General features: G+C 72.1%; 24 protein-coding genes. 16 read left to right on the top strand and 8 right to left on the bottom strand.

Annotation, left to right across the window (positions count from 1 at the left end):
• Nucleotides 1-5 precede the first annotated feature (5 nt).
• The 8 genes from ABZX85_RS13185 (at nt 6) to ABZX85_RS13150 (ending at nt 7,741) form a co-directional block, all read left to right on the top strand.
• On the top strand, nt 6-1,379 hold the full coding sequence (locus ABZX85_RS13185; protein WP_355866143.1) for an ABC transporter substrate-binding protein: 1,374 nt from the start codon (nt 6-8) through the stop codon (nt 1,377-1,379).
• A 16-nt stretch (nt 1,380-1,395) separates the two neighbouring features.
• A complete protein-coding gene (locus ABZX85_RS13180; protein ID WP_355866140.1) occupies nt 1,396-1,587 on the top strand; it encodes a ferredoxin in 192 nt (63 codons plus the stop codon).
• Nucleotides 1,588-1,616: 29 nt separating this feature from the next.
• On the top strand, nt 1,617-2,960 hold the full coding sequence (locus ABZX85_RS13175; RefSeq protein ID WP_355866137.1) for a cytochrome P450: 1,344 nt from the start codon (nt 1,617-1,619) through the stop codon (nt 2,958-2,960).
• Nucleotides 2,957-4,606, top strand: coding sequence for an OB-fold domain-containing protein (locus ABZX85_RS13170; RefSeq protein WP_355866135.1), 1,650 nt, complete (start codon nt 2,957-2,959; stop codon nt 4,604-4,606). Before ABZX85_RS13175 ends, ABZX85_RS13170 begins: the two co-directional genes overlap by 4 nt.
• Complete coding sequence (locus ABZX85_RS13165) at nt 4,603-5,514, top strand: alpha/beta fold hydrolase (protein ID WP_355866132.1); 912 nt, start codon at nt 4,603-4,605, stop codon at nt 5,512-5,514. The genes ABZX85_RS13170 and ABZX85_RS13165 overlap by 4 nt, the downstream gene beginning before the upstream one ends.
• On the top strand, nt 5,504-5,998 hold the full coding sequence (locus tag ABZX85_RS13160) for a DoxX family protein (RefSeq protein WP_355866130.1): 495 nt from the start codon (nt 5,504-5,506) through the stop codon (nt 5,996-5,998). Before ABZX85_RS13165 ends, ABZX85_RS13160 begins: the two co-directional genes overlap by 11 nt.
• Before the next feature lie 12 nt (nt 5,999-6,010).
• On the top strand, nt 6,011-6,814 hold the full coding sequence (locus ABZX85_RS13155) for an NAD(P)-dependent oxidoreductase (RefSeq protein WP_355866127.1): 804 nt from the start codon (nt 6,011-6,013) through the stop codon (nt 6,812-6,814).
• A 264-nt stretch (nt 6,815-7,078) separates the two neighbouring features.
• Nucleotides 7,079-7,741, top strand: a complete 663-nt coding sequence (locus tag ABZX85_RS13150; protein WP_355866124.1) for a TetR/AcrR family transcriptional regulator — start codon at nt 7,079-7,081, stop codon at nt 7,739-7,741.
• Here the strand turns inward: ABZX85_RS13150 and ABZX85_RS13145 are convergent.
• Genes ABZX85_RS13145 through ABZX85_RS13135 form a run of 3 tightly spaced genes read right to left on the bottom strand, consistent with a single transcriptional unit; the run spans nt 7,699 to nt 10,468 of the window.
• Nucleotides 7,699-8,568 (bottom strand): NAD(P)-dependent oxidoreductase, encoded by an 870-nt coding sequence (locus ABZX85_RS13145; RefSeq protein WP_355866121.1) that lies wholly within the window; start codon nt 8,566-8,568, stop codon nt 7,699-7,701. The genes ABZX85_RS13150 and ABZX85_RS13145 overlap by 43 nt on opposite strands.
• On the bottom strand, nt 8,565-9,032 hold the full coding sequence (locus tag ABZX85_RS13140; RefSeq protein WP_355866118.1) for a carboxymuconolactone decarboxylase family protein: 468 nt from the start codon (nt 9,030-9,032) through the stop codon (nt 8,565-8,567). Before ABZX85_RS13140 ends, ABZX85_RS13145 begins: the two co-directional genes overlap by 4 nt.
• A gap of 32 nt (nt 9,033-9,064) precedes the next feature.
• The gene (locus ABZX85_RS13135; protein WP_355866115.1) at nt 9,065-10,468 is read right to left on the bottom strand and encodes an aldehyde dehydrogenase family protein; all 1,404 of its coding nucleotides are present in this window, start codon (nt 10,466-10,468) and stop codon (nt 9,065-9,067) included.
• A 184-nt stretch (nt 10,469-10,652) separates the two neighbouring features.
• Between ABZX85_RS13135 and ABZX85_RS13130 the strand changes: the two genes are divergently transcribed.
• The 3 genes from ABZX85_RS13130 to ABZX85_RS13120 are packed head-to-tail and all read left to right on the top strand — an operon-like array spanning nt 10,653 to nt 13,533.
• Nucleotides 10,653-11,930 (top strand): aromatic ring-hydroxylating dioxygenase subunit alpha, encoded by a 1,278-nt coding sequence (locus ABZX85_RS13130; protein WP_355866112.1) that lies wholly within the window; start codon nt 10,653-10,655, stop codon nt 11,928-11,930.
• A 14-nt stretch (nt 11,931-11,944) separates the two neighbouring features.
• The gene (locus ABZX85_RS13125; RefSeq protein WP_355866109.1) at nt 11,945-12,274 is read left to right on the top strand and encodes a hypothetical protein; all 330 of its coding nucleotides are present in this window, start codon (nt 11,945-11,947) and stop codon (nt 12,272-12,274) included.
• A complete protein-coding gene (locus ABZX85_RS13120) occupies nt 12,274-13,533 on the top strand; it encodes an amidohydrolase family protein (protein WP_355866106.1) in 1,260 nt (419 codons plus the stop codon). Before ABZX85_RS13125 ends, ABZX85_RS13120 begins: the two co-directional genes overlap by 1 nt.
• Here the strand turns inward: ABZX85_RS13120 and ABZX85_RS13115 are convergent.
• Nucleotides 13,469-14,125, bottom strand: a complete 657-nt coding sequence (locus tag ABZX85_RS13115) for a TetR family transcriptional regulator C-terminal domain-containing protein (protein ID WP_355866103.1) — start codon at nt 14,123-14,125, stop codon at nt 13,469-13,471. The genes ABZX85_RS13120 and ABZX85_RS13115 overlap by 65 nt on opposite strands.
• A 92-nt stretch (nt 14,126-14,217) precedes the next feature.
• Here ABZX85_RS13115 and ABZX85_RS13110 point away from each other — a divergent pair, with 92 nt between their 5' ends.
• On the top strand, nt 14,218-15,645 hold the full coding sequence (locus ABZX85_RS13110; RefSeq protein ID WP_355866100.1) for an amidase: 1,428 nt from the start codon (nt 14,218-14,220) through the stop codon (nt 15,643-15,645).
• A gap of 27 nt (nt 15,646-15,672) precedes the next feature.
• Here the strand turns inward: ABZX85_RS13110 and ABZX85_RS13105 are convergent, their stop codons facing one another.
• Together ABZX85_RS13105 and ABZX85_RS13100 are read right to left on the bottom strand one after the other, a co-directional pair.
• The gene (locus ABZX85_RS13105) at nt 15,673-17,616 is read right to left on the bottom strand and encodes a beta-N-acetylglucosaminidase domain-containing protein (RefSeq protein ID WP_355866097.1); all 1,944 of its coding nucleotides are present in this window, start codon (nt 17,614-17,616) and stop codon (nt 15,673-15,675) included.
• A gap of 11 nt (nt 17,617-17,627) precedes the next feature.
• A complete protein-coding gene (locus tag ABZX85_RS13100) occupies nt 17,628-19,592 on the bottom strand; it encodes a hypothetical protein (protein ID WP_355866094.1) in 1,965 nt (654 codons plus the stop codon).
• Between the two features lie 283 nt (nt 19,593-19,875).
• Between ABZX85_RS13100 and ABZX85_RS13095 the strand changes: the two genes are divergently transcribed.
• From ABZX85_RS13095 to ABZX85_RS13080, 4 genes are all read left to right on the top strand, one after another.
• The gene (locus ABZX85_RS13095) at nt 19,876-20,982 is read left to right on the top strand and encodes a LacI family DNA-binding transcriptional regulator (RefSeq protein WP_355866091.1); all 1,107 of its coding nucleotides are present in this window, start codon (nt 19,876-19,878) and stop codon (nt 20,980-20,982) included.
• Between the two features lie 162 nt (nt 20,983-21,144).
• Nucleotides 21,145-22,425: a sugar ABC transporter substrate-binding protein gene (locus tag ABZX85_RS13090; RefSeq protein ID WP_355866088.1), complete on the top strand. Its 1,281-nt coding sequence runs from the start codon at nt 21,145-21,147 to the stop codon at nt 22,423-22,425.
• The gene (locus ABZX85_RS13085; RefSeq protein ID WP_355866085.1) at nt 22,422-23,384 is read left to right on the top strand and encodes a sugar ABC transporter permease; all 963 of its coding nucleotides are present in this window, start codon (nt 22,422-22,424) and stop codon (nt 23,382-23,384) included. The genes ABZX85_RS13090 and ABZX85_RS13085 overlap by 4 nt, the downstream gene beginning before the upstream one ends.
• A complete protein-coding gene (locus ABZX85_RS13080) occupies nt 23,381-24,202 on the top strand; it encodes a carbohydrate ABC transporter permease (protein WP_355866082.1) in 822 nt (273 codons plus the stop codon). Before ABZX85_RS13085 ends, ABZX85_RS13080 begins: the two co-directional genes overlap by 4 nt.
• On the opposite strand, the gene ABZX85_RS13075 is transcribed toward ABZX85_RS13080, so the two are convergent.
• Together ABZX85_RS13075 and ABZX85_RS13070 are read right to left on the bottom strand one after the other, a co-directional pair.
• Nucleotides 24,192-24,935 (bottom strand): alpha/beta hydrolase fold domain-containing protein, encoded by a 744-nt coding sequence (locus tag ABZX85_RS13075; RefSeq protein WP_355866080.1) that lies wholly within the window; start codon nt 24,933-24,935, stop codon nt 24,192-24,194. The two genes, ABZX85_RS13080 and ABZX85_RS13075, sit on opposite strands and share 11 nt — an antisense overlap.
• The gene (locus tag ABZX85_RS13070) at nt 24,925-25,644 is read right to left on the bottom strand and encodes an enoyl-CoA hydratase/isomerase family protein (protein ID WP_355866077.1); all 720 of its coding nucleotides are present in this window, start codon (nt 25,642-25,644) and stop codon (nt 24,925-24,927) included. The genes ABZX85_RS13075 and ABZX85_RS13070 overlap by 11 nt, the downstream gene beginning before the upstream one ends.
• Nucleotides 25,645-25,656: the final 12 nt, after the last annotated feature.

Below are 25,656 nucleotides of genomic sequence, written 5' to 3'. Positions count from 1 at the left end.
CCACCATGCGCAGGCTGTTGATCGGCTCGCTCACCGCCGTCGCGGTGCTGCTCGCCGGCTGCTCCACGAGATCCGACGACGATACCCCCACCGACTCGGCGCCCAAGTCGACGCCGACGACGGTGAGTTCGGCGGACTTCGGCACCCTCAAGAACGTCTGCGGACCCGGCACGGCGGGAGCCTCGGACGTCCAGGGCGTCACGGCCAAGAAGATCCAGGTCGGCGTCATGTCCGACGTCGGCTTCACCAAGAAGTCCGAATTCACCGACGCCGCCAAGGTGTTCACCGAGTGGTGCAACGCGGCCGGCGGCATCAACGGCCGCACGATCGACCCCGTCACCCGCGACACCCGGCTCATGGAAGTACGCCAACGCGTGCTGGAAGCCTGCAAGTCGGACTTCGCGCTCGTCGGCGGCGGCGCCGCCCTCGACAGCCTCGGCGTGCAGGACCGCCTCAAGTGCCTCCTCCCCAACTTCCCCGGCCAGTCCAGCCAGATCGGCGCCATCGGCTCCGACCTCCAGCTCATCGCCTCCGGACCGACCGCCGGATACTTCCAGTACGCCGGGTACTACACCTGGCTCCTGAAGGAGAAGTACCCGGCCTCCGCGCAGAAGGTCGGCATCATCTCCGGCGACTCGCCCGTCACCAAGGTCATGACCGGCCAGTTCAAGGAAGCCGTCAGCGGCCTCGGCGGACACGTCTCCTACAGCGACCTCTACCCCGCGACCGGCGTCGCCGACTGGACTCCGTACGCCCAGGCCGTCAAGAAGGGCGGCGTCAAGGGCCTCGTGTTCCTGGGGGACTTCGCGAGCCTCGCCAAACTGGAGCAGGCCCTCACCAACATCGGGTACGCCCCCGACTGGATCGACGCCAACTCCAACGCGTACGGCCCCGCCTTCACCCAGCTCGCCGGGACCGCCCTCGCCAAGCAGCACAACTACGCCGAACTCTTCGGCACCGCACCTCTGGAGAGCGCCGCCGCCAACCCGGCCACCCAGCAGGTGATCGACCTGTTCAAGAAGTACGCGCCCGGCAAGGAGGTCACCTACCCGGTCCTGCGGGCCTTCTCCGCCTGGCTGCTGTTCGCGACCTCCGCCCGCGACTGCACGGCCCTCACCCGCAAGTGCGTGTACGACAACGCCGCCAAGAACACCGACTGGACCGCCGGCGGCCTCCAGGCCCCCTTCGACCTCACCTCGAAGGAACCCCCCAAGTGCTACTCCGTCGTCGAGGCCACCACCGACGGCTGGAAGCCCGCCGGCTTCGAGCCGAACCAGGGCCTCTACCGCTGCGACGACAGCGTCTACAAGTACAAGACCGACTACGGGCAGCCGGCCACCCTCGCCTCCGTCGGCAAGTCCCTCTCCGACCTCACCTGAACGGGAGCCGATACACGTGAAGGTCCGCGTCGACCCTGAGCGCTGCCAGGGCCACACCCTGTGCTTCATGCACGCCCCCGAGGTCTTCGAACTGAGCGACATCGACGGCCACTCCTCCCCGATCGACGAAGAAGTCCCCGACGACCAGCAGGAGAAGGTCGTCGAAGCCGTCCGCTCCTGCCCCGAACGCGCCATCGGCGTGTTCTGAATCGGCGCGCGCTGAGAGGAACCGACCAGATGACCGACGACGAGGCCCGCAAACACCCCCAGGTCCACTTCGACCGCCACGCCCCCGAGTACCGCGACGAGTTCGAGGAACAGACCCGCGCCTTCCACGCCGGCTGCCCGATCGCCTGGTCCGACACCTACGGCGGCCACTGGGTCGCCGCCGGCAACCGGGAGCTCCTCGCCTTCGCCCGCGCCGGGCAGGCCCTCTCCAACGACCACGACATCCACGGCGAACGCCGAGGCTACCGGGGCATCAACATCCCCTCCGCGCCGCGCGGCCGGGGCATGCGCGGCGGCTTCCTGGAGATGGACCCGCCCGAACAGCGCGAGTACCGCACCGCGTTGAACCCCTACCTGTCCCCGGCGGCCATCGCCCGCTGGATTCCCTTCATCGACGAGGTCGCGCGCGCCTGCGTCGACGAGAGGATCGAGTCGGGCCGCATCGACTTCGTCGACGACCTCGCCAACATCGTCCCGGCCGTCTTCACCCTCGCGATGATGGGCATCCCGCTCAAGAAGTGGGAGATGTACAACGAACCCGCCCACGCGGGCGTCTACACCCCGCCGAACTCCCCCGAGATGGCCCGGGTGATCGAGACCCACATGGCGATGATCAGGGACATCGGGGCCACCCTCCAGGAGATCCGCGCCAACCCCCGCCCCGGGCTCGTCGACGCCCTGCTGAAGATGGAGGGCGACCCCAGCGAGTCCGACCTCGTCGGCGCGCTCGCCCTGCTGATCGGCGGCGGCTTCGACACCACCACCGCGCTCACCGCGCACGCCCTGGAGTGGCTCTCCCAACACCCCGGAGAACGCGAGCGGTTGAGCCGGGACCGGGACACCCTGCTGGGCCCGGCGACCGAGGAGTTCCTGCGCTACTTCGCCCCGGCGCCCGGGGACGGCCGTACCGTCGCCGAGGACTGCGTGATCGCCGGGAAGGAGCTGAAGGAGGGCGACCGGCTGTGGCTGTCGTGGGCCATGGCCAACCGGGACCCCGCCGTCTTCCCCGACCCCGACACCGTCGACCTCGGCCGCCCCGGCAACCGGCACGCCTCGTTCGGCCTCGGCATCCACCGCTGCATCGGATCGAACGTCGCCCGCACCGTGTTCAAGCGGATGCTCCTCCAAGTCCTCGACCGCATACCGGACTTCGTGTGCGACCCCGAGGGCGCCGTGCACTACGAGACCATCGGCGTCATCCAGGGCATGCGCCACCTGCCCGCGACCTTCACCCCCGGGAAGCGGCTCGGCCCGAGCCTGGCGGAGACCCTCGTCACGCTCCAACAGGCGTGTGACGAACAGGGGTTGGCGGAGCCGGTGACCAGGCGCAAGGCGGAGGCGAAGATCCGTTGAGCGGCGCCGCCGGAGCCGCCCGTCCACAGCCGCAGATCACCCAGGAGACCGAGTTCTTCTGGACCTCCGGCCGGGACGGGCGGCTCCGCTTCCGGTCCTGCGCCGACTGCTCGGCGATCGTCCATCCGCCCCAGCCGGTCTGCCGGCGGTGCCGGGGACGGCATCTGACGGTCCGTGAGGTATCGGGGCGGGCCACGCTCATCGGCTTCAGCGTCAACCACCGTTTCCCGTTCCCCGGGCTGCCGTCGCCGTTCGTGGTCGCGCAGGTCGCCATCGAGGAGGACGCGGGGGTGCGGCTGACGACGAACGTCGTCGACTGCGCGCCGGAAGAGCTGCGGATCGGGATGCGGATGGAGGCCGTCTTCGAGCGGGCCGGCGAGGCATGGCTCCCCCTGTTCCGGCCGAGCGCGGAACAGGGGGAACCGGCACCGCTGCCCCCGGACGAACCCGTCACCCCTCATCTGCGGTCCCCCGTCCGCAAGTTCGAGGACAAAGCCGTCATCACCGGCACCGGGGCCACCCGGCCCGGCCGCCGCCTGATGGTGCCGCCGCTCCAGCTCACCGTCGACGCCTGCGAGAAGGCCGTCACCGACGCCGGACTCACCTTCGACGACATCGACGGCCTCGCCACCTACCCCGGCGCCGGCCCCTTCGGCGGCTTCGGCGAAGGGGGCGTCACCGCCCTGGAGTCCGCGCTCGGCCTGCGGCCCGTCTGGTACAGCGGAGGCGGCGAGACCTTCGGCCCCGGCGGCTCCGTCATCTCCGCGATGCTCGCCGTCGCCTCCGGGCTGGCCCGGCACGTGCTCTGCTTCCGCACGGTGTGGGAGTCCACGTACGCCGAACTCATCAAGCAGGGCAAGCTCCCCGCACCCCAACAGGCGGGATTCGAGGGCTGGTTCAAACCCTTCGGGGCCGTCTCGCCCGCCGTCATGCTCGCCATGGGCGCCCAACGCCACATGCACCGCTACGGCACCACCCGCGAGACCCTCGGCCGGATCGCCCTCAACCAGCGCGCGGGCGCCGCCCGCAACCCCGACGCGATCTACCGCACCCCGCTCACCATGGACGACTACCTGTCGGCCCGCCCCATCGCCACCCCCTTCGGCCTCTACGACTGCGACGTCCCCTGCGACGCGGCCACCGCCGTGGTCGTCTCGGCGGCCGACGCCGCAACCGACCTCCCCGGCAAGGCCGTTCACATCGAAGCCGTCGGCACCCAGCTCGTCGAACGCCCCGAATGGGACCAGGCGAGCCTCACCCACGAACCACAAGTCCTCGGCCAGGCCGCCCACTTGTGGACCCGCACCGACCTCCGGCCCGCCGACGTCGACGTCGCCCTCCTCTACGACGGCTTCACCTTCAACTGCCTCTCCTGGATAGAGGGGTTGGGCTTCTGCGGCGTCGGCGAGGCCCACGACTTCCTCGCCGACGGCAAGAACATCGCCCTCGACGGCGTCATCCCCCTCAACCCGCACGGCGGCCAGCTCTCCCACGGCCGCACCCACGGCATGGGGCTGCTCCACGAAGCCGTCCTCCAACTCCGCGGCGAGGCGGGCGACCGCCAGGTCACCGGCGCCCGCACGGCCGTCGTCTCCACCGGTGGGCTCACCCCCAGCGGCGTACTCCTGCTCAGGACGGACGCATGACCTCCACGCACCCCGAACACGCCGTCGCCGTACGCCGTGAAGTGGCCGACGTGCGCGGCGCCCCCGCCTCCGCGCTCGTCGCCGAGGCGCCGGCCCCGCGCGCGGTCGTCGTCGCGCTGCACGGCGGGGCCACCAGCTCCGCCTACTTCGACCACCCCGACCACCCCCGCCTCTCCCTGCTGCGCACCGCAGCCGCCGCCGGGTTCACCGTCGTCGCCGTCGACCGCCCCGGGTACGGGAGTTCGGCACCGTACGAGGAACGGCTGCGCGAGCCCGAACAGCGCACCGACTTCGCGTACGCCGCCGTCGCCGCACTGCTGGACGGCCGGGAACGCGGGCTCGGCGTCTTCCTGTGGGCCCACTCCGCGGGCTGCGAACTCGCCGTCCGGATGGCCGCAGACCCGCGCGGCACCGACCTCCTCGGGATCGAGCTGGCGGGCATGGGCCGCACCCACCACCCCCGGTCCGTCGCCGCGATGGAGGAGTGGCGCCGCGACCCCGTCCGCACCCGGCCCAACCTCCGCCGCGCCCTGTGGGACCCGCCGCACGCCTATCCGCCCGACGTCTACGGCGGCCGTCGCATCAGCTCCGCCTCACCCGCCTACGAAGGCCACCGGGAGGGCTGGGAGGCCGAGTTCGCCGAACTCGCCGCGAACGTGCGGGTGCCGGTGCACATCACGCTCGCCGAGTACGAACAGGTCTGGCTGAACGGCCCCGAGGGGCTCGCCGACCTCGCGTCCGTGTTCACCGGGTCGCCGCGCGTCGTCCGGCACGAACAGGCGGGCGCCGGGCACAACACGAGCGTCGGACGCACCTCCCTCGCCTACCACCTGCGGGTGCTGGCCTTCGTCGAGGAGTGCGCGCTCGGGGTCGGCGCCCTGCCGGGGGAGTCCGCCGATGGCAACTGACCTGGCCCTGCTGCTCGTTCGGGCCGTCCTCGGCGCCGTCATGATCGCCCACGGCTGGAACCACTGGCGCGGCGGCGGACGGATCGAGGGGACCGCCCGCTGGTTCGCCGGGCTCGGACTGGCCCGGCCCCGGCTCCAGGCGTGGCTGAGCGTCCTCACCGAACTCGGCGCGGGCGCCCTGCTGTTGGCCGGTCTGTTCACCTCCCTCGCCTGTGCGGCCGTGCTGTCCGTGATGCTCGTCGCCGGTCTCCTCGCCCACCGGCCCAACGGGTTCTTCGTCTTCAAGGAGGGCTACGAGTACGTCCTCGTCCTCGGCGCCCTCGCGGTCGGCCTCGGGGCGTGGGGGCCGGGGGAGTACGCGCTCGACCACGCGGCGGACATCTCGGTCACCGGGTGGGCGGGGGCCGGTGTGGTCGTCGGCGTGGGAGTGTCGGCGACGGCGGGACTGCTGGGCGTCTTCTGGCGTCCGCAGAGGACGAGTTGAGGGAGCGTGGGCATGCGTGTCGGTTTCATCGGCCTCGGCAGCCAGGGCGCGCCGATGGCCCGGCGGATCGTCGAGGCGGGGTTCGCGACGACGCTGTGGGCCCGCCGGCCGGCCGCCCTCGCGCCGTTCGCGGACACCGCCGCCAAGGTCGCCGGATCGCCCGCCGAACTGGCCGCCGCCAGCGACCTGGTGTGCCTGTGCGTCGTCGACGACCGGGACGTCGAGGAGCTCGCGCAAGGGGTCCTCGCGGGGCTCCGGCCGGGCGGGATCGTCGCCGTCCACTCCACCGTCCACCCCGACACCTGCCGCCGCCTCGCCCGGCGTGCCGCCGCCCAGGGTGTCCAGGTCCTCGACGCCCCCGTCAGCGGCGGCGGCCGGGGCGCCGCCGAAGGCACCCTGCTGGTCATGGTCGGCGGCCCGGCGGAGACGGTGGAGTCGTGCCGCCCGGTGTTCTCCTCCTACGGCGACCCGGTCGTCCACCTCGGCGACGTCGGCACCGGACAGGTCGCCAAACTCCTCAACAACCTCCTGTTCACCGCCCAGTTGGGACTGGCCGCCGACACACTCGCCCTCGGCGGACAACTGGGCCTGAATCCCGAGGAGTTGGGGAAGATGCTGACCCGGGGGAGCTCCGCGAGTTTCGCACTGGGGCGGCTGGTCGACGCGGGCGGGACCCTGGAGCGGATCTCCGGGCACGCGGGCCTCCTGCTGGCCAAGGACGTCCGGCTGCTGGAGGAGATCGCGGGGGAGCGGGGGGCCGAAGGAGCGGTGCGGGGGGCCGCTCGGGCGGCGCTGGGGGCGATGGGGGCGTCGTGAACGGGCGTGTGGCCGCGCCCGGATCAGGGGGCGGTCGTACGTGCCGTGTCGAGCACCACGTCCAACAGGCGCTGGGACGTCTCCAGTTGGCCGACCGCACCGACCGCACCGACCGCACCGGCCGTAGCAGCCGCCTGCTCACCCCGGTCCGACCGGCCCTGAAAGAGGGCGGAGGGTCGACAAGTCGAGGACGCCCTCTCGCCATGCCCCGTACGCGTACATAGGGTGTGGAAGCACCTGCTCCGATGGCGGAAGGGGTCCTTCGTGGTGGCTGGGCGGCGGGAGGAGATTCTGGAGGCGGCCGTGGAGGTGTTCGCCGAGCGGGGGTTCCGAGGGACGTCGATCGACGCGGTCGCCGAGCGGGCGGGGCTGACCCGGCAAGGTGTGCTGCACTACTTCCCCAGCAAGAAACGGCTGCTGATCGAGGTGCTCAATTTCCGTGAGCGGCTCAACCGGGAGCATCTCGTCGAGCGGGGCGCCGGGGAGGACTGGGCGGGGGACTTCGCGGAGGCGGTGGCGTTCGAGCAGCTGCATCCGTCGTTCGCGCAGGTGCACAGCGTGGTGGTGGCGGAGGCGGTGACCGGGCAGGAGCCCGCGCAGGCGTACGTGCGGGAGCGGAGCGCGGCCATCCAGGAGCACTTGGCCGAGCATCTCACCGAGCGGTACGGGGAGCGGCTGCCGAGCGGGCTGAGCGCGCGGACCGGGGCCGCCGCCGTGTTCGCGCTGGTCGAGGGGGTGCATCAGCTGTGGCTGGTGGACCGGGACGCGGGACGGTACCCGGAGGTCGTGCGGGAGGCGATGGCCGTACTGCTCGGGGAGAGCCCCGCACCGGGGACGCCCGAGGCGCGGCCCGCCTGCGAGGACTGCCCGGCGTGCGTCGTCCCTCAGGAGTCCGCCGCCCCGCCCGTCCCCGCCGTGAACGGATAGATCCGCGTGAAGTCGCTCCCCGGCTCCGCCTCCGCGAACGCCTCCCACACCGCCCGCGTCACCTCCGCGACCGTCACCGCCGCCCGCGCCCCTGACGCCTCCCGCAGATACAGCCGCACGTCCTTCGCCATCAGCGCGTTGCTGAACCCGGAGGCGTAACGTCCGGTCAGGACCTCGTCCGGGAACTTCTCGGCGGTCGCGCCGCTGCGCCCGCTGGAGGCGTCGAGGACATCGAGCACGACGGCCATGTCGAGCCCGGCGCGCACGGCGAACGCGACGGCCTCACTCGTCGCCGCCAGCGCCGTCGCCGAGAGGAAGTTGTTGGCGAGCTTCAGCGCCTGCGCCTGCCCCGGCCGGTCCCCGACCCGCCGACGCCGGTCGCTGAGACCCGCCAGCACCGGTTCGACGCGCGCGCAGTCGTCGTCCGTCCCCGCGTACATGACCATCAGCGTCCGCCTGCGGGCCCCCGCGACCCCGCCGGACACGGGCGCGTCGACATATGACACACCACTGATCCCCGCCATGTTCCGCGCCGCCGTCACCCCGACCGTCGAGGTGTCCACGACATGCGTGACCCGCCGCCCCCGCGCCCCCGCGAGCTGCCGCACCACCTCCGCGCAGACCGTGCCGTCCGGCAGGCTCAGCACCACGATGTCGGCGGCGCGGGCGACATCCGCCGGGGACGGGGCCCAGCGGGCGCCGAGCGGGGTGCGGGCCGGGCCCGCCGCGTCGTGGGCGACGAGTTCGAGACCGGCGCGTACGACGTTGGCGGCGAGGGCGCCGCCCATGTTGCCGAGCCCGACGAAACCGACGACCGGCCTGGTCACCCGGCCTCCCGGGCGGCGCGCACCTCACGCAGAACACTCACGAACGCGTGGCCGGCGGGGGCTCCGCAGTAGGCGGTGAGCTGGAACAGGAGGTCGTCGACCTCGGCGTCGGTCACTCCCGCACGCGGGGCCGCCTCCAGGTGGGTGCGGAAGGCGCTTATGCGGCCGGTCGCCGCGGTCATCGCGAGGACCAGGAGGCTGCGGTCGCGGATGGTGAGCGGACCGCCGCGCGCCCAGACGCCCCAGGCCATGGCGGTGACGTAGTCCTGATAGCCGTGGGGTGTGATGTGTGATGTACCACCGGTGCCGGGGGTGCCGGGGGTGCCGGGGGTGCCGGGGGTGCCGGGGGTGCCGGGGGTGCTGGGGGTGTCCGGTGGGGTGTCGGCCGTCGTGTCGCCCGTGGGCTCACCGATCACCTTCCGCCGCATCTCCCACGCCGCACGCTGCCACTGCGCGTCGTACATGTCCCGCTCCTTCCGCTGCGCCGCCGGACCCGCTACCGCAGGCCGACGCTGACCGTCTTGAGCTGTGCGTACTCGTGCAGGGCGGTGAGGCCCTTCTCGCGGCCGTGGCCGCTGCGCCGGTAGCCGCCGAAGGGGGTCTCGACGGTCAAGGGGCCGCCGTTGACGGAGACTTGGCCGGCCTCGATGCGCTCGGCGAGACGCAGGCCCCGGGTGAGGTCGCCGGTCCAGACGGCGGCGGTCAGCCCGTACTCGGTGTCGTCGGCCAGGCGCAGCGCCTGCGCCTCGCCGGTGAACGCGGTGGTGACGAGGACCGGGCCGAAGATCTCCTCGCGGGCGAGCCGGGAGGCCGGGTCGACGCGGGCGTACACGGTGGGGCGGACGTAGAGACCGGGCCCGGGGAGCGGACCGCCACCGGTCGCCGGGGTGCCCGCACCAGCCAGGAACCCGAGCACCTTGTCGTACTGCGCCTCGGTGATCAACGGCCCGTAATCCACGCCCGGTCGCAGCTTCTCGGCGGCGGTGACGATCCGGTCGACGACCTCGTCGTGCACGGACTCCTCGATCAGCACCCGGGCCGTCGCCGAGCACACCTGCCCGGAGTTGGCGGCGAGCGCGGTGACCGCGGCGGCGGACGCGCGCTCCAGATCGGCGTCCGCGAAGATCAACAGGGGTGATTTCCCGCCGAGTTCGAGCGTCAGCGGGATCAGCCGGCCACCCGCGACGCCCGCGAGGTAGCGGCCGGTGGCGACGGAGCCGGTGAAGGCGAGCCGGCGGACGTGCGGATGCGCGGCGAGGGCCTCGCCGGCCTGCGGGCCGGTGCCGGTGACGACGTTCAGGACGCCGTCCGGCAGGCCCGCCTCCGTCGCGAGCCGGGCCAGGCGCAGCGTCGAAGTGGACGTGAACTCCGAGGGTTTGACCACCACCGCGTTGCCCATGGCCAGCGCCGGGGCGAGCGCCCGGCACGCCTGGTTCAGGGGCAGGTTCCACGGGGTGATGACCCCGACGACGCCGTACGGCTCGTAGCGCGTGTACGTGTGGGAGCCCGCGCCCTGCTCGATCACCCGGCCCTGTCCGGCGGCGCGGACGACGCCCGCGTAGTAGCGGAAGTACTCCGCCGACATGCCGATCTCCAGGCGGAGTTGGGCCTCGGTCTTGCCGGTGCAGGCCCGTTCGAGTCGGGACAGCTCGGGGGCGTCGGCCTCGACGGCCTCGGCGATCCGGTGCAGGACCGCGCCGCGCTCGGCGGGGGAGCGGTCGGCCCAGTCCCGCCAGGCGCGCCGGGCTGCCTCGACCGCGTCCGCCACGTCCGGCGCGGTGCCCGCGGCGATCTCGTCGCCGGGCGCGCGGGTCGTGGGGTCCAGTGTGGGCAGCCGGGCGCCGCCGCGCGGCGGGTGGGTGCGGCCGTCGATCCAGTGGTCGTGCCGTGCGGTCGCCAAGGGGGCCTCCCTGGAGGAGAGTTCTGATCACGCTATACGAGAACCTTGTTTCCGATCCAGGGGTGCGCTGGAGGTGAGGTGGTCGGCAGGCGGCAGGGTAAGTGTGCGCTTTGCGGAAATGGCATTCTCAAAAAGAGAGATCCCTGTTACCTTTGCGGTGTCGACCGACCGGAGGTTCCGATTCATGGCGCACTTCCCGAAGCCCGCCGAGGGCAGTTGGACCGAGCACTTCGAGCTCGACACGGAGCCGGTCTCCTACGCGGACTCGATCTCGCCGGAGTACTACGAGCAGGAGCGCGAGGCGATCTTCCGCCGGACCTGGCTGAACGTCGGCAGGGTCGAGCAACTCCCCCGCAAGGGCTCGTACTTCACCCGTGAGCTGGACGCGGCCGGCACCTCGCTGATCATCGTGCGCGGCACCGACGGCGTGGTCCGGTCCTTCCACAACATCTGCCGCCACCGGGGCAACAAACTGGTGTGGGACGACAATCCGCGCGACGAGACCAAGGGCACCTGCCGCGCCTTCACCTGCAAGTACCACGCCTGGCGCTACGACCTCGAAGGCAAACTCGCCTTCGTGCAGCAGGAGTCGGAGTTCTTCTCCGTCGACAAGTCGCGCTACGGCCTGCTCGGCGTCCAGACCGAGATCTGGGAGGGGTTCGTCTTCGTCAACCTCGACCCGGACAACACCACCCCCCTGCGCGAGTACCTCGGCCGCTTCGGCGCCGGCATCGAGGGCTACCCCTTCGACAAGCTGACCCAGGTCCACAAGTACCGCGCGGAGATCGGCTCCAACTGGAAGCTGTTCATCGACGCGTTCGCCGAGTTCTACCACGCGCCGATCCTGCACTCCGGCCAGTACGTCTCCGACGAGGCCGCGAAGATCAAGAAGTACGGGTACGAGGCCCTCAGTTACGACATCGACGGCCCCCACAGCATGGTCTCCTCCTGGGGCGGCATCGCCCCGCCGAAGGAGCGCGCCATGGTCAAGCCCATCGAACGCGCCCTGCGCAGCGGCCTGTTCGGGCCCTGGGAGGCCCCCGACATCGGGCTCACCACCGAGCAGCTGCCGCCCGCCGTGAACCCGACCCGCAGCAAGGTCTGGGGCATGGACTCCTTCGTCTTCTTCCCCAACTTCATGCTGCTGATGTGGCGGCCCAACTGGGTGCTGACCTACCACTACTGGCCGACCTCCTACAACACCCACATCTTCGAGGGCACCTGCTACTTCGTCCCCCCGACGAACGCCTTCCAGCGACTCCAGCAGGAGCTGGCCGTCGTCTCGTTCAAGGAGTACGGCCTCCAGGACGGCAACACCCTCGAAGCGACCCAGACCATGCTGGAGACCCGCACGCTGGACGAGTTCCCGCTGTGCGACCAGGAGGTCCTGCTGCGCCATCTCCACACCACCGTACGGAAGTTCGTCGACGCGCACGCCAAGCAGCCGTCCACCGCCTCCTGAGAAGGGATTCCGGCATGAGCAACGTCTTCCCCGCCGAGTTCGCCGCCCTGGAGCCCTTCGCGGACTGGGCCCTCCAGGGCGAGAAGGCCCGCTACGCGAAACGGATCGCCAGCACGATGGAGGAGCTCCAAGCCTTCTACGACGTGGCGTTCCCGCTCCTGGACACGGGCACCGAGTATCTGGAGAACGTCACTCTCGACGGCATCGGCGACGAGGACAAGCACCTGCTGTGGGCGTTCTGCTCGCTGGTCACCGTCGCGTTCCCCGTCGAGGCGTGGGGCCAGCCGCGCGTCCCCGACAGCGGGCCCTCCGCGATCGACGCCGTCGTCGAACCGGCCGTCTGATGGCGCCGGCCCGCGCCGCCGGCCCGCCGACCCTGCTGCGGGCCGCCCGCCTCCTCGACCTCGACAAGGGTGAACTCGTCGAACCCGGCGCCCTGTTGGTGACCGGCGAGCACATCACCGCCGTCGGCGAACCCGACCGGCTCCCCGAGGACACGGTCGTCCGCGACCTCGGGGACGTCACCCTCCTGCCCGGCCTCATGGACATGGAGGTCAACCTCTTCCTCGGCGGCCCCGACCACCGCAGCCCCCTCATCCCGGTCCAGGAGGACCCCGCGCTGCGCACGCTGCGCGCGGTCGCCAACGCGGGGCGCACCCTGCGCCGGGGCTACACGACCGTACGCAACCTCGGGCTGTTCGTGCAGACCGGCGGGGTGCTGCTCGACGTCGCGCTGAAGAAGGCCGTCGACCTCGGGTGGGTCGACGGGCCCCGGATCGTGCCGGCCGGGCACGCCATCGCGCCGACCGGCGGCCACCTCGACCCGACGATGTTCCAGGCGTTCGCGCCCGGCGTGCTGCCCCTGACCGTCGAGGAGGGGATCGCCGACGGGGTCGCGGAGGTCCGCAAGGCCGTCCGCCACCAGATCAAGTACGGCGCGCAGGTCATCAAGGTCTGCGCCTCCAACGGTGTCATGTCACACACCGGTCCCGCCGGCGCCCAGCAGTACTCGGACGAGGAACTGCGCGCGATCGTCGACGAGGCCCACCGCGCCGGTCTCAAGGTCGCCGCCCACTGCATGGGCGACACCGCCATGCGCGCCGCCGTCCACGCGGGCGTCGACTGCCTCGAACACGGCTTCCTCGCGAGCGACGAGACCCTCGACCTGATGGTGGAGCGCGGCACGTTCCTGGTGGCGACCACCTCCCTCACCGAGTCGATGAACACCGCCCACGCCGACCCCGCCCTTCAGGCCAAGGCCGCCGAAGTCTTCCCCCGTGCCCGCGAGTCGACGTCCCGCGCCATCGCCCGAGGAGTCCGCATCGCCCTCGGCACCGACGCCCCCGCCGTCCCCCACGGCCGGGGCCACCTCGAACTTGCCGCCCTCGTCGCCCGGGGCATGCGTCCCCTGGACGCGCTGCGCGCCGCGACGACCGTCGCCGCCGAACTCATCGACGCCGAGGACCGGGGACGGCTGGAGCCGGGGCTGCTGGCGGACGTCATCGCCGTACCCGGCGATCCGCTGGCGGACGTGGGGGTCACGGAGAAGGTGTCGTTCGTGATGAAGGGCGGGCGGGTGTACCGGCCCGTGCGTAAAGACTGAGCAGATGCGCGTGCAGAGTCCCCGCCGCCTCCTGCGCGGTCAGGTGACCGATGAGTACGTGAGTGGTGAGGCCGTCGGCGAGGGCGAGCAGGGCACGGGCCTCGTGCCCCGGGTCCGGCGGTGCCACACCCCCGTCGGCCGAGCCGCTGCCGCTCCCGGTTGCTTCGGAGACGAGGCGGACGAGGAGCGCCTGGAGCGCCGTATAGCTGCTTCTGAGCGGGCCCGTCAACGGCTCGCTGACGGCGGCCTGCGCGACGAACGCGAGCCAGATCCGTGCCTCGGCTCGGTGTTCCTCGCGCAGCAGGGCGAGTTCGTCGGCCGCGTGGCCCAAGGCGCTCGCGGGGGACCCGTCCGGGTGCGCGGCGAGGCGGGCCCGGACCCGTTCGGTGACGCGGTCGCCGACATGGCCGACGGCGAAGAGGAGCATCTCCCCCTTGGTGCGGAAGCAGCGCTGCACGGCGCCCAGCGAGACCTGCGCGCGGGCCGCGACGTCGCGCATGCTCACCCCCTCCGGCCCGTGCTCGTCGGCGAGGAGGCAGACGGCCTCGGCGATCCGCCGACGCCGGCTCTCGTAGTCCACCTGCTTGGGCATGCCCGACCACCCTCCCTTTATTTCGATACGATCGTATCGGTTCCGGGCTAGGGTGCGGACACCAGCACCCCGGCATGCGGATGGGAAACGCGATGATCAGGCAGAACGCCCTGTGGACGATGACGGCCGCCGCCCAGGCGGAAGCGGTCCGAAGCGGAGAGATATCGGCGGCCGAACTCGTCGACAGCCACCTGGAACGCATCGCCGAGGTCAATCCGCGGGTCAACGCGGTCACCCAGGTGACGGCCGAACGAGCCCGCGCGGGCGCGGCACGCGTGGACGGACGGCGCGCGGCGGGCGAGGAACTCGGGCCGCTGGCCGGTGTGCCGTTCACGGTGAAGGAGACCACCGCGATCGAGGGGGTGCCGACCACCCTCGGAGCGGCACGCTTCCGCGACCTGGTCGCCCCGGCCGACGCGCCCCCAGTGGCCCGGCTCCGCGCGGCCGGAGCCGTGCCGATCGGGCACAGCAACATGCCGACCCTGGTCCTGGCCGGGATGCACACCCGCAGCGAGCTGTTCGGCGACACCGTCAACCCGTGGCACCGGGGCCGCACCCCGGGCGGCAGCAGCGGCGGTGACGGAGCGGCCGTCGCCACCGGCATGGCCGCACTCGGACTCGGCAACGACTCCGGCGGCTCGGTGCGCATCCCCGCCCAGTTCTGCGGAGTGGCCGGGCTGAAACCCACCACCGGACGGTTCCCCGCCGACCACCGCGTCCTCGGCCCGGACGACCCCGGACCCGCCTCCCAAATCCTGGTCACCGACGGACCTCTCGCCCGAACGGTCGGCGACCTGCGGCTGGCCTACGAGACACTGGCCGGCACCGACCCGCGCGACCCCCGCGCCGTACCCGTGCCGCTCTACGGCCCGCCGCTCCCGGCACCGGTCACGGTCGCGCTCGTCCCCGACCCCGGCGGCCACGGCGTCCACCCCACGGTCCACGCCGCCCTCATGACGGCGGCGGACGCGCTGCGCGACGCGGGCTACGACGTACGAGAGGTCGCGGACGTCCCGAGGCTGGACGAGGCCCTTGAGGCGTACGGCCGTATCACCGCCACCGAGTTCGCGCCGACGTGGCCGGCGGTGCGGGAACTGCTCGGCGCGGACGGCAGCCGCTACATCCGGTGGGCCATGGAGCGGAATCCCCCCGTGGACGCCGCCGGACTCACGCGGCTGATGGGCACCTGGCTCGGCGTCCGCCGCTCCTGGGCCGAGTTCCTCGACACGTACCCGCTGCTGCTCGGCCCCGTCTTCACCGAGCCGCCCGTCGAACCCGGACTGGAGTCACGTGACGCCGCCGGACACGAACGCGTCGCCCGCTGCATGCGCCTCTGCACGGTCACCAGCTTCGTGGGCGTCCCGGCGGTCGCCGTCCCCACCGGAGTCGACGACGGCCTGCCGACCGGCGTCCAGATCATCGGGCGGGCGTTCCGGGAGGACCTGTGCCTGGCCGCCGCCCAGGAGATCGAGGAACGCCTCGGCGTGCTCTCGCCGATCGATCCGCGCCCGGTCGGATGACGTGGTGTGCGGGGTGTTCTCCTGAGGTCAGCGCAGGGTCCGCGCCTCCGTGAGGAACACGTCGAGCACCCCGTCCGCCACCCGCACCGGTCCCTGAGGGCGGGTCTCGCCGGGGATGGTCTGGATGGCGCCGGCCCTGGTGACCAGTGTGGACGCCTCGGTGAACAGGCGTTGCGCGCCGGTCTCGTCGCCGGAGAGGCGGGCGGTCAGGGCGTCGAGGGTGCGGATGAAGGCCGTGGACCACAGGTCCAGGGCGTCCAGCCAAGGGGCGCAGTCGGCGACGAAGCCCTGGTCCGTCACGCCGGTCCGGATCAAGGCCGGTGTGGAGGCGAGGAGTTGGGCGTAGGGGCGGAGGGTACGGAGGGCGGCTTCCTTGGCGCCGGAGGTCCAGGCGGTGCGGAACTCCGTGAGGCGCGCGGCCAGTTGGGGCGCCTGTGGCTGCCAGGGCGCCGCGCCGAACGTCGGCGCCAGGTGCTCTACGTCGAAGAACGCGAGCAGCGCCTCGACCGTCGAGGGGGCGCCGTCCGACAGGTACGCGGCGGCTGCCCGCCACGCCCGCTGCGCGTCGTAACCGGCGTCGTTCCAGGTGAAGTCGGCGCCGCCGAAGAGGGCGACCTTGCTGGCGGCGGCCTGGTTCATGGGGTTGAGGACGAGGCCGGAGAGCTGGGCGTGCAGGCCGGGTTCGCGGGCGGAGTAGGGGGCGAGGAGGAGACGGCCCTCGGCCTGGCCGTAGTCGTTGACGGGGTAGTTGTCCCAGAGGAAGACCTTGCGGCCCCACACGGCAGCCGCCCGCGAGGCGTCCTGGACGGTGATCCGGGGCGGGACGGTGTCGGTGCCGGTCCACATCACCTCGACGCGGGAGTCGAGTTGCTCGCGGATCGTCTTCTTGTACGGCGTCTCGGTGACGTCTCCGTACTCGGTCGGGACCATCTGGAGCGGCTGCGTGCCGGGCCGGGTGGCGAGGAACTCCCGTTGCAGGCGGTTCAGCAGATCCACCTGGGCGCGGGCCGCCGACTGCTGGGAGGGCGCTCCGTACGCCGTCCTGTCGCCGGCGCAGTTCCAGCGGGTGTAGCTGATGTCGTCCAGCGGGACGGAGAAGCTGCGTACCCCGAGGTCGTACACCGCCTGGAGTTTGGCCTCCAGGGCCGCGCGGTCGGCGGCGGAGCTGTAGCAGATGGAGACGCCGGGGGAGAGCGCGAACGTGAAGCGGACGTGGTGGTCGGCCGCCTGGCGGATCAACTCGCCGAGCTGGGCCAGGAGTTGCGCGGGGTAGGGGTCGCGCCAGCGTTCGCGGTGGTAGGGGTCGTCCTTGGGCGCGTACAGGTACGTGTTCATCTTCAGCGCGCCGTAGAAGGCGAGTTGGTCCAGGCGTTCCGCGTGGGTCCACGGGCTGCCGTAGAACCCCTCGATCGCGCCGCGCAACGGCATCAGCGGATGGTCGACGACGGTCACGCCCGCGACCGTCGTACCGGAGACGAGCTGGCGCAGGGTCTGGGCGGCGTAGTACGTGCCGCTCGCGTCGGCGCCCGCGAGGACCACCGAGCCGCCGCCGGGCGCGGCGCGGGAGGCGAGCGCGTAGCCCTCGGCGGGCAGCGGAGCGGAGGGGAGCGTGCCGCCGGCCGCCCGCAGCGCGTCCGTCACCCGCGAGTCCGTGGCCCCGCCGATCACCACGGTCAGGTCGCCGGCCCCGACTCCCGTGTCCGGGAGGGGACTCTCCTCGATCTGTGTCGCGCCCGCCGTCCGCAGGACGGAGACGACGAGGTCGCGGGTGGGCCGGTCCGGCTGACCGGCGGTGAGGACGCGGACCCGGGACGGGACGGTCAGCGGGGCGCCGTTGGCCGCCAACTGCTGTGGGCGGGGGGTGACTTCGGGGAGGGCGGCGGCAGCGGTGGTGGTCGCGGAGGCCGGTGGGGGAGCCGCGAGCAGGCAGGACAGGACGAGTGCGGCGACGGTCAGCCGGCGGAGGCCCATGCCGATCCCTCTCACCAGGTCAGCCCGGTCGTGGCGGCACAACTGCGGCGGCCCGTCACGGACACCGCCTCCAGTTCGAGCAGGGTCGTCGCCCCGTCGCCCTCCCGGGCCAGCGGCGACACGCAGTACGCGCCGTCGTACGTCCGCCCCAGCCAGCGCCGCCCCGACGCGGTGCGCCGGAAGATGTCGTACCGGGCCACGTCGTCCGGCGTGAAATCCCAGGTCAGATAGACACTCGCGGTGTCGCCCACCCGCACCGCCCGGTCGACGGCGAAGCCGGTGGGACACCCCGGCGCCGGGTCCGGACCACTGTCCGCGATCCGCAGCTCCCCGAGGTTCACGGCGATCCCGGCCGCCCCGCCGGTCCCGGCCAGCAGGGAGACGTGCACGGCGACGACGGTCCGCCCCGCCCACGCCCCGAGGTCGGCCGTCCAGCGTGCCCAACTCGCGCCCACGGGACCGGCGTTCAGCCACACCGTGTCGGCCGGCGTGTCCTCGAAGACGAGCCCGAGCCGCAGGGCCGCCGCCCCGGTCGTACCCCGGTGCACCAACGAGGCGGTCGACGCGGAGGTGAGCGGCAGCCGGGTCTTGTACAGGCGCACGACAGCCGACGCGGACGCGCCGAGGGCGCCCGTGAGACGCAGGGAGTCGCCGGCGTCGTACGCGGTGGTGTGGTCGTAGTCCGCGCGGATCGCGGTGCTCGGGGCGCCCGCCGCGTCGCGTATCCACCACTGCCAGGTCGGCAGGAGGTCCTGGACGCCGATGTCGAACCACGGGCGGTCGCCGGTCTGGACGCCGTCGATGAAGAACCGTTCGCCGGTGCCCGTGCAGAAGCGCGTGACGAAGGGCAGGCGGCCGATCACGGACTTCTCGACGATGTGGTGGGCGGTGCCGTCCCAGCCCGCCGGGTCTAGGGGGCGACCGCTGTCGGGCTGCCGGGTGCGGCCGGTGCGGGAGGGGTCCTCGGCGGGGCCGGACCAGAGCTGGCGCTCGCGGGCGTAGACGGGGGCCTGGTTCGCGAGGGTGGACTTGTCGCCGTCGACCGTGTACCAGACCATCTCGGAGCCGAGGAACGCCCAACTGGTGCGCGGTTCACCGCCTTCGGGGAAGATCGCGCGCGGGTCGTAGGGCTGGGCGAAGCGGTACATGCCGATCTCGCTGCCCGCGTACACGACGTCGAACGGGTCGAGGCCGAGGGAGAGGGCGTGGCCGCGGGACGCCTGGATCTTGGCCGAACTCCACCAGTAGTTCAGGAACACACTGCTGTTGACGCGCTGCCCGCCGTTCACGACCCAGGGGGAGTTCACCGTGTTGAACTCGTTCTGGTAGGAGATGCGGCCGTCGACCGTGAGGGAGTCGTACCACTGGAGGTGGAAGCCGGGCGGGGCCTTGCGGGCGAGGTAGCCGAGCATCTCCATCAGGAGCCTCGCCTGGGCCGCCGTGATGGTGGCCTCCTGGTTGACGAAGTACCCGTCGAAGCCGAAGTAGCGGGCCATCGCGATGAGTTGGTCCGCGAGGGGGAAGGTGCCCTGAGGGGTCCTCTCGACGATGTCCGCGAAGTTCTCGGGGCGCGGCCAGAACCAACACCCCAGGCTGAGCACGCCGTTGCGGTGCGCGGCGTCGGTGTAGCCGGGGTTCGGGAGGTTCAACAGGCCGTAGGGCGGGTTGGGTTCGGTGTGGCGGCCGTCGAGCGGCAGGCCGTGCCAGGAGGCGTACAGGTCGGGGTACTGCCAGAAGCGCAGGGCGTACGCCTCGGCGACCGGGCCGTACGGATAGCCCTCGGTCTCCCAGCTCGGCTGGACGTAGTCGTTGGCGAGGACCGCGAGTCTCGGGCGGGGGTCGAGACCGCGGCGGGACTGGGTCGGTTCGAAGGCGGCGATCCGGGCCGCGAGCGGGACCCGGGAGCGCAGATAGCGGGCGTGCCGGTCGGTGTCCGGGTTCCACGCCTTGATCTGCGGGCCCGAGTAGCCGTGCATCAAAGGGGGTTCGGGGCCGAAGCCCGCCGCCGCGAGGGACTGCGCGTGTGCGGCTGTCGCGGGGAGGGCGGTGGCCAGCAGTCCGGCGCCCGCAGCTTGCAGGAGGCTGCGGCGCCGCAGGGATCTCGGTAATGGGCCTGACGCGTCGACGGGCATGGGGGGTCCCCTCTCCTTGGTAGGGCGAGAGCTCTCCTCGGTAGGGCGAGAGCCGACACTAAAGCGCTAAAGTCGGCTCCGCAAGACGGAGTTGACGACACATCAGAATTCGATCAACGGGGTTCCCATGAGTGCCGAGGGCCGCCGTCCCACCCTGCGTGACATCGCCGAGCGGTGCGGGATCTCGGAGGCCGCGGCCTCCTTCGCGCTGAACGGCAGGCCCGGCGTCTCGGAGGCCACCCGCAGACGGGTCCTGGAGGTCGTCGAGGAGCTGAACTGGTCCCCGCACCCGGCCGCCCGCGCCCTGACCGGCGCCGGCTCGTCCACCGTGGGGTTCGTCGTCGCCCGCGACCCGCGCGACGTCGGCACCGAACTCTTCTTCCACCGTCTGATGACCGGCATGCAGACCGTGCTGAGCGCCCGCCACTACGGGCTGCTCTTCCAGGTCGTGGCCTCGGTCGAGGAGGAGATCGCGACCTGTCGCCGATGGCGCGACGAGCGAAGAGTCGATGGCGTCGTCCTCGTCGACCTGCGGCAGGACGACCCGCGCCCGGCCGCCGTCGCCGCGCTCGGCCTGCCCGGCGTCGTCGCGGGCGGCCCCGACCCCGGCGGCCACCTGCCCTCCGTGCCCGTCGACGACGCCGCCGGGATGCGCGCCGTCATGGACCACCTGCGCGCACGCGGCCACGACCGGGTCGCCTACCTGTCCGGTACGCCCGGGATGCTGCACGTGCACCGGCGCATCGAGTCCTTCGAGCGCACCGGCCGTGAGCTGGGCTTCCAGCACCTGCGCACGCTCTCCACCGACTTCTCGGCGGCGGCCGGCGAGAGTGCGACCGAGACCGCGCTCACCACCGCACCCCGGCCCACGGCGCTGATCTACGACAACGAGGTCCTCGCTGTCGCCGGACTCGGCGTCGTCCGCCGGCACGCCCTGCGCGTTCCGGACGACGTGGCGGTCGTCGTCTGGGAGGACACCCCGGTCTGCACGGCGCTCCGACCCGCGCTCACCGCGCTGCGGCGCGACGCCGTCGGCTTCGGCGCGGACGTCGCCCGGCGGCTGCTGTGCCTGCTGGACGGGGCGCCGATGCCGGAGCCGGCGGAACTGGTGCCGGCGCTGGTGGCTCGCGCCAGCACGCTCGGTGAGGGACGGGCCGGGGGCGACCCGCCCTGCGGTGACCCGGCCGGGGGCAACCCGTCCGGCGGTAACTCGCCTCAAGATCAAGCAGATTGACGCAGCGTCAGCAACTCCCGTCCCTACCGTTGACACCCTCAACTTAAGCGCCTTAGTGTCGGCTCTCGCCACCCCCCGCCCGAGGCCGTGAACCGCCCCGCCCGGGACGGCAATCGCACGCGAACTCGCCGAACCGACCGACCGACGCGAGGGAGTTCACGCATGAGACGTCTCGGCATCGCCGGAGCGATCCTGATCCTGGCCGGGTGCGGAGTGGGCGGCGGAGACGACTCCGGCGGCACCACCGACGGCCCGGTCGACGGCAAGGTCACCGGCTCGATCACCTTCCAGACCTGGAACCTCAAAGGCAACTACGCCGCCTACTTCACCGCCCTCGCCGTCGCCTTCGAGAAGGAACACCCCGGCGCGAAGGTGAAGTGGATCGACCAGCCCGCCGACGGCTACTCCGAGAAGCTCTCCGCCGACGCCGCCGCGGGCACCCTCCCCGACGTCATGGACCTCGGCCCCGAGGCCGGCTACACCCTGGCCGGCGCCGGCATGCTCCTCGACGTCGCCAAGGCCGACCCCACCGCGAAGGCCGACTTCCTGCCCGCCGCCTGGAACGCCATGACCTGGCCCGGCATCGACGGCGGCACCTACGGCTACCCCTTCTACCTCAACACCGGCCCCTCCTTCTTCAACACGAAGCTGATGGCCGAGGCCGGACTCGACCCCAAGAACCTCCCCCGTACCTACGACGAACTCTTCACCCAGGCCGACCGGATGGCGGCGTCCGCGAAGGGCGCGTACTCCATGCTCGGCCGCACCCCCGTCATCGAGACGTTCGGGACGTACGGCGTCGAGCTGATGAACAAGGACGCCACCGCGTTCACCTTCAACAGCGCCAAGGGCGTCGAACTCCTCACCCGCTACAAGGAGATGTACGACTCCGGCGCGCTCACCGAGGACATCCTCAACGAGAAGCAGGTCGGCGAGGTCGACAAGTTCAAGGCGGGACAGCTCGGCTGGCTCCCCGGCAGCGCCTACAACCTCGCCGACTTCAAGAAGAACGCCCCCGACATCTACAAGAGCGTCGCCGTCGGACCGATCGTCGCGAACGCCGCGCCGAACATGTACATCGAGTCCCTCGCGGTGAGTTCGAAGACCCGCAACGCGGCGACGGCCGTCGCCTTCGCCAAGTTCGCGACGAACAAGGCCAACCAACTCGCCTTCGCCCACCGGGCGGCGATCTTCCCCGCGACCGTGAACACCCTGGACGACCCGTACTTCACGAAGGACGACGGCACCGACGAGGGCCGCGTCCGCGTCGAGGCCGCCGCGCAGGTCGGCCGGGCCGTCGTGTACTGGCCGCCCGCCTTCTCCCAGGCGATGGTCGACGAACTCCGCGAACAGGTCGCCCTCGCGCTCAAGGGCGACAAGTCACCGAAGAAGGCCCTCGACGACACGGTCGCGTTCTGCAACGAGAAGCTCAGCCGGGCGTGACGGCACCCGTCATGACGGAGGCGGACACCGACGCCGCCGGCATACCCCGGAAGGCCGAGGGAAGGGGAGCGGCCGGCCGTACCCACCACCGGTGGTCCGCCCCCTGGCTCTTCCTCGCCCTCGGCCTCACCGTCACCGCCGTCTTCGTCCTCTTCCCGTTCCTCAACACCGTCGTCCTCTCCTTCACCGACGCGACGATGGTGCGCGGCGGCCGGTTCGTCGGGCTCGACAACTACCGCCGCCTGAGCGACGATCCGCGTTTCTGGACGGCCCTGCTCAACTCCACGCTGTACGTCGTCTGCGTCGTCCCGTTCATGGTCGTGCTCCCCCTCCTGCTGGCGGCCCTCGTCAGCCGGCCCGGGCGGCTCGTCGGGGTGTTCCGCAGCGCCTTCTACACCCCGGTCGTCATGTCGGCCGTCGCCGTCGGCCTGATCTGGACGAACCTGCTCGACAGCCGGGGACTCGTCAACGAGGCGCTGTCCTGGGCCCGGTTGGTCTCGGAGCCGGTGCCGTTCATCGCGGACCGCTGGCTGCTGCTGATCAGCGCGATGTTCGTGACCGTGTGGACCGGCGCGGGGTACTACATGGTCATCTACCTGGCCGCCCTCGCCCACATCCCGCGGGCCCTGTACGACGCCGCGTCCGTCGACGGCGCGGGGGCCGTGCGGTCGTTCCTGTCGGTGACGGTCCCCGGGGTCCGCTCCACGATGGCACTGGTCGGCGTCCTGTCGTCGGTGGCCGCGTTCCGGGTGTTCAGCGAGGTGTACGTGCTCTCCGGGAACACCGGCGGGACGGGCGGCAAGGACATCACGATGACGATGCTCATCCAGCGGGAGGGCACGGGCCTCTCGGCCGACACCGGGTACGCGACGGCCGTCAGCGTCGTCATGTTCGTGCTCACGCTCGCGCTGCTGGTCGTGCAGCTGCGCATGCAGCGGCGGGACGGGGACGCGGAGTGAGGGCGGGCCGTGGTGTGCTGCGGTACGTGCTGCTGACGGCGGTGTTCGTCGTCCTCGTCGGCCCGTTCCTGTGGCAGCTCTCCCTGTCCTTCAAGGGCGCGGGCGACAACCTGTACACGCGGCCACCCCAACTCCTCCCGAGCGACCCGACGTTCGGGAACTACCGGGAGGTCGTCCAGCGCGTCCCCGTACCGCGCTACCTCCTCAACTCCACGCTCGTCGCCCTGATCTCCGTCGCCGCGAACGTCGCCGGGGCGACCTGCGCCGGGTTCGCCCTGGCCCGGCTGCGGTTCCGGGGGCGCGGACTCGCGCTGTCCGTGTTCGTCGCCGCGCTGCTCGTGCCGGGGGAGACGGTCATCGTCGCGCAGTTCCTGCTGATGCGTTCGCTCGGGCTGAACGACACGCTGCTGGGCGTGGCCCTCCCGACGGCCGTCGCCGCCCTCAACGTCCTCCTCATGCGCAACGCCTTCCTCGCGCTGCCCCTCGCGCTGGAGGAGGCGGCCGTCATCGACGGGGCGAACGTGTGGAAACGGTTCGCCCTGATCTGCGTACCGCAGGTGAAGGGGGCGATGGCGGTCGTGGCGATCTTCGCGTTCGTCGGGTCCTGGAACGACTTCCTGTGGCCGCTGATCGTCCTGTCCGACCAGGACAAGTACACGCTGACCGTCGGCCTGAACGCGCTGCGGGGCACGTTCTTCGACAACCCCCGGGTGGTGGCGGCCGGGACGATCGTCGCGGTGGCGCCGGTGCTGGTGTTCTTCTTCGGGTTGCAGCGGTTCTTCTTCCGGGGGGTCGAGGAGGGCGGCGTCAAGGGGTGAGGCCGGGGGTGGTGAGCCGAGCCGTCCCGCACCACTCCCGCAGGAACTCCGCCGCCGCCGTGAGCTGGCGCAGCCCCTGCGCCGAGGCGTCCTCGTAGATCCGCAGGTCCACGGCGACCCCCGAGTGCGCGGCGCGGGTCGCGAAGGAGAGGGCGTCGTCGAGCAGGACCTCGGTCCCGGCCGCGTGCACCTGGACGGGCGGAAGACCGTGCAGATTGCCGTGCAGGGGACTGAGCAGGGGGTCGGTCGGCGGGGTGAGACCGATGTACGCGGCGGCGCGCAGCCGCAGGGTGTCGGCGTCCACCGTACGGTCGGCCGCCGCGTTGAAGTACAGGCTGGGGGCGTCCAGGGTGAAGTCCAGGATCGGCGAGGTCAGGACCGCGCAGGTGGGCGGCGTCGCGTCCGTGTCGCGCAGGCGCAGCAGGAGGGCCGCGGCGAGGGTCGCGCCGAGCCGCTTGCCGGCGACCGCCACCGGACCTCGCGCGTGGCAGTGCTCCCACGCGGCGTGCACGTCGTCCAACGCCAGGGGGAAACGCGGCCGGTAGCGGGCGCACACCACCGACTGGCCGGTGCGCCGCGCCAGTTCGCGCGCCGTCGGCAGCGCGTCCTGCGGGGTGCCCGCGAGCCGCGGATCGCCGTGCAGATACAGCAGGGTGCGGTCGGCGGGCGAGGCGCCCTCGGGGTGCACCTCCGGCCCGAACGGCCCTTCCTCCACGCGCACTTCACTTGCCACGGGACATCACCTTCTCCGCCGCTTCCCAGTGTTCCTCCGCCACCCACAGCCGGGCGAAGGCGTCGGCCGCCTCGTCCGGCGTACGGGCACCGGTCGTCAGCCGCTTGACCTCCCCCGCCTGCCGGTTGGCCAGCGAGAGCGCCAACTCCCGCCACCCGTCGGCGAATCCGGCCCGCGGCAGCACGACGTCGAACAGCCCCAGCCGCTCCGCCTCCGCCGCGCCCAGCACCCGCCCGCTCCCCGCGAGCAGCAGCGCCCGCGAGGGCCCCACGAGCCGGGCGAGCCGCTCGGCCCCGCCCCACGCGGGCACGATGGCCAGCTTCGTCTGGTTGAAGGCGATGCGGACGTCGTCGGCGGCGACCCGGATGTCGGCGGCGACGGCGACCTCGGCTCCGCCCCCGAACGCGTGCCCGTTCAGCGCGGCGACGACGGGCCCCGGGAACGCGGCGATCCGGTCGCACAGCGCCCGCATCCTCAGCGCCATCCCGGCCGCCTCCTCCAGGGTCCGCAGCTTCGCCAGCTCCTTGAGGTCCCCGCCCGACACGAACGCCTTGTCACCGGCCCCCGTCACGACGAGCGCCCACGCGCCCTCGGCGCCGTCGAGCGCCTTCTCCAACTCGCCCATCGTGGCGGGGTCGATGGCGTTGCGGGCGTGCGGGCGGTCGATCGTGACGACAGCCAGCCCGTCCTGGAGCTCCAGCTCAACCATGCGCGGCCTTCC

It is taken from the genome of Streptomyces sp. NPDC004539 (assembly GCF_040610055.1).
Lineage (GTDB): Bacteria > Actinomycetota > Actinomycetes > Streptomycetales > Streptomycetaceae > Streptomyces.
This window is presented reverse-complemented; position numbering and strand designations above follow the sequence as displayed.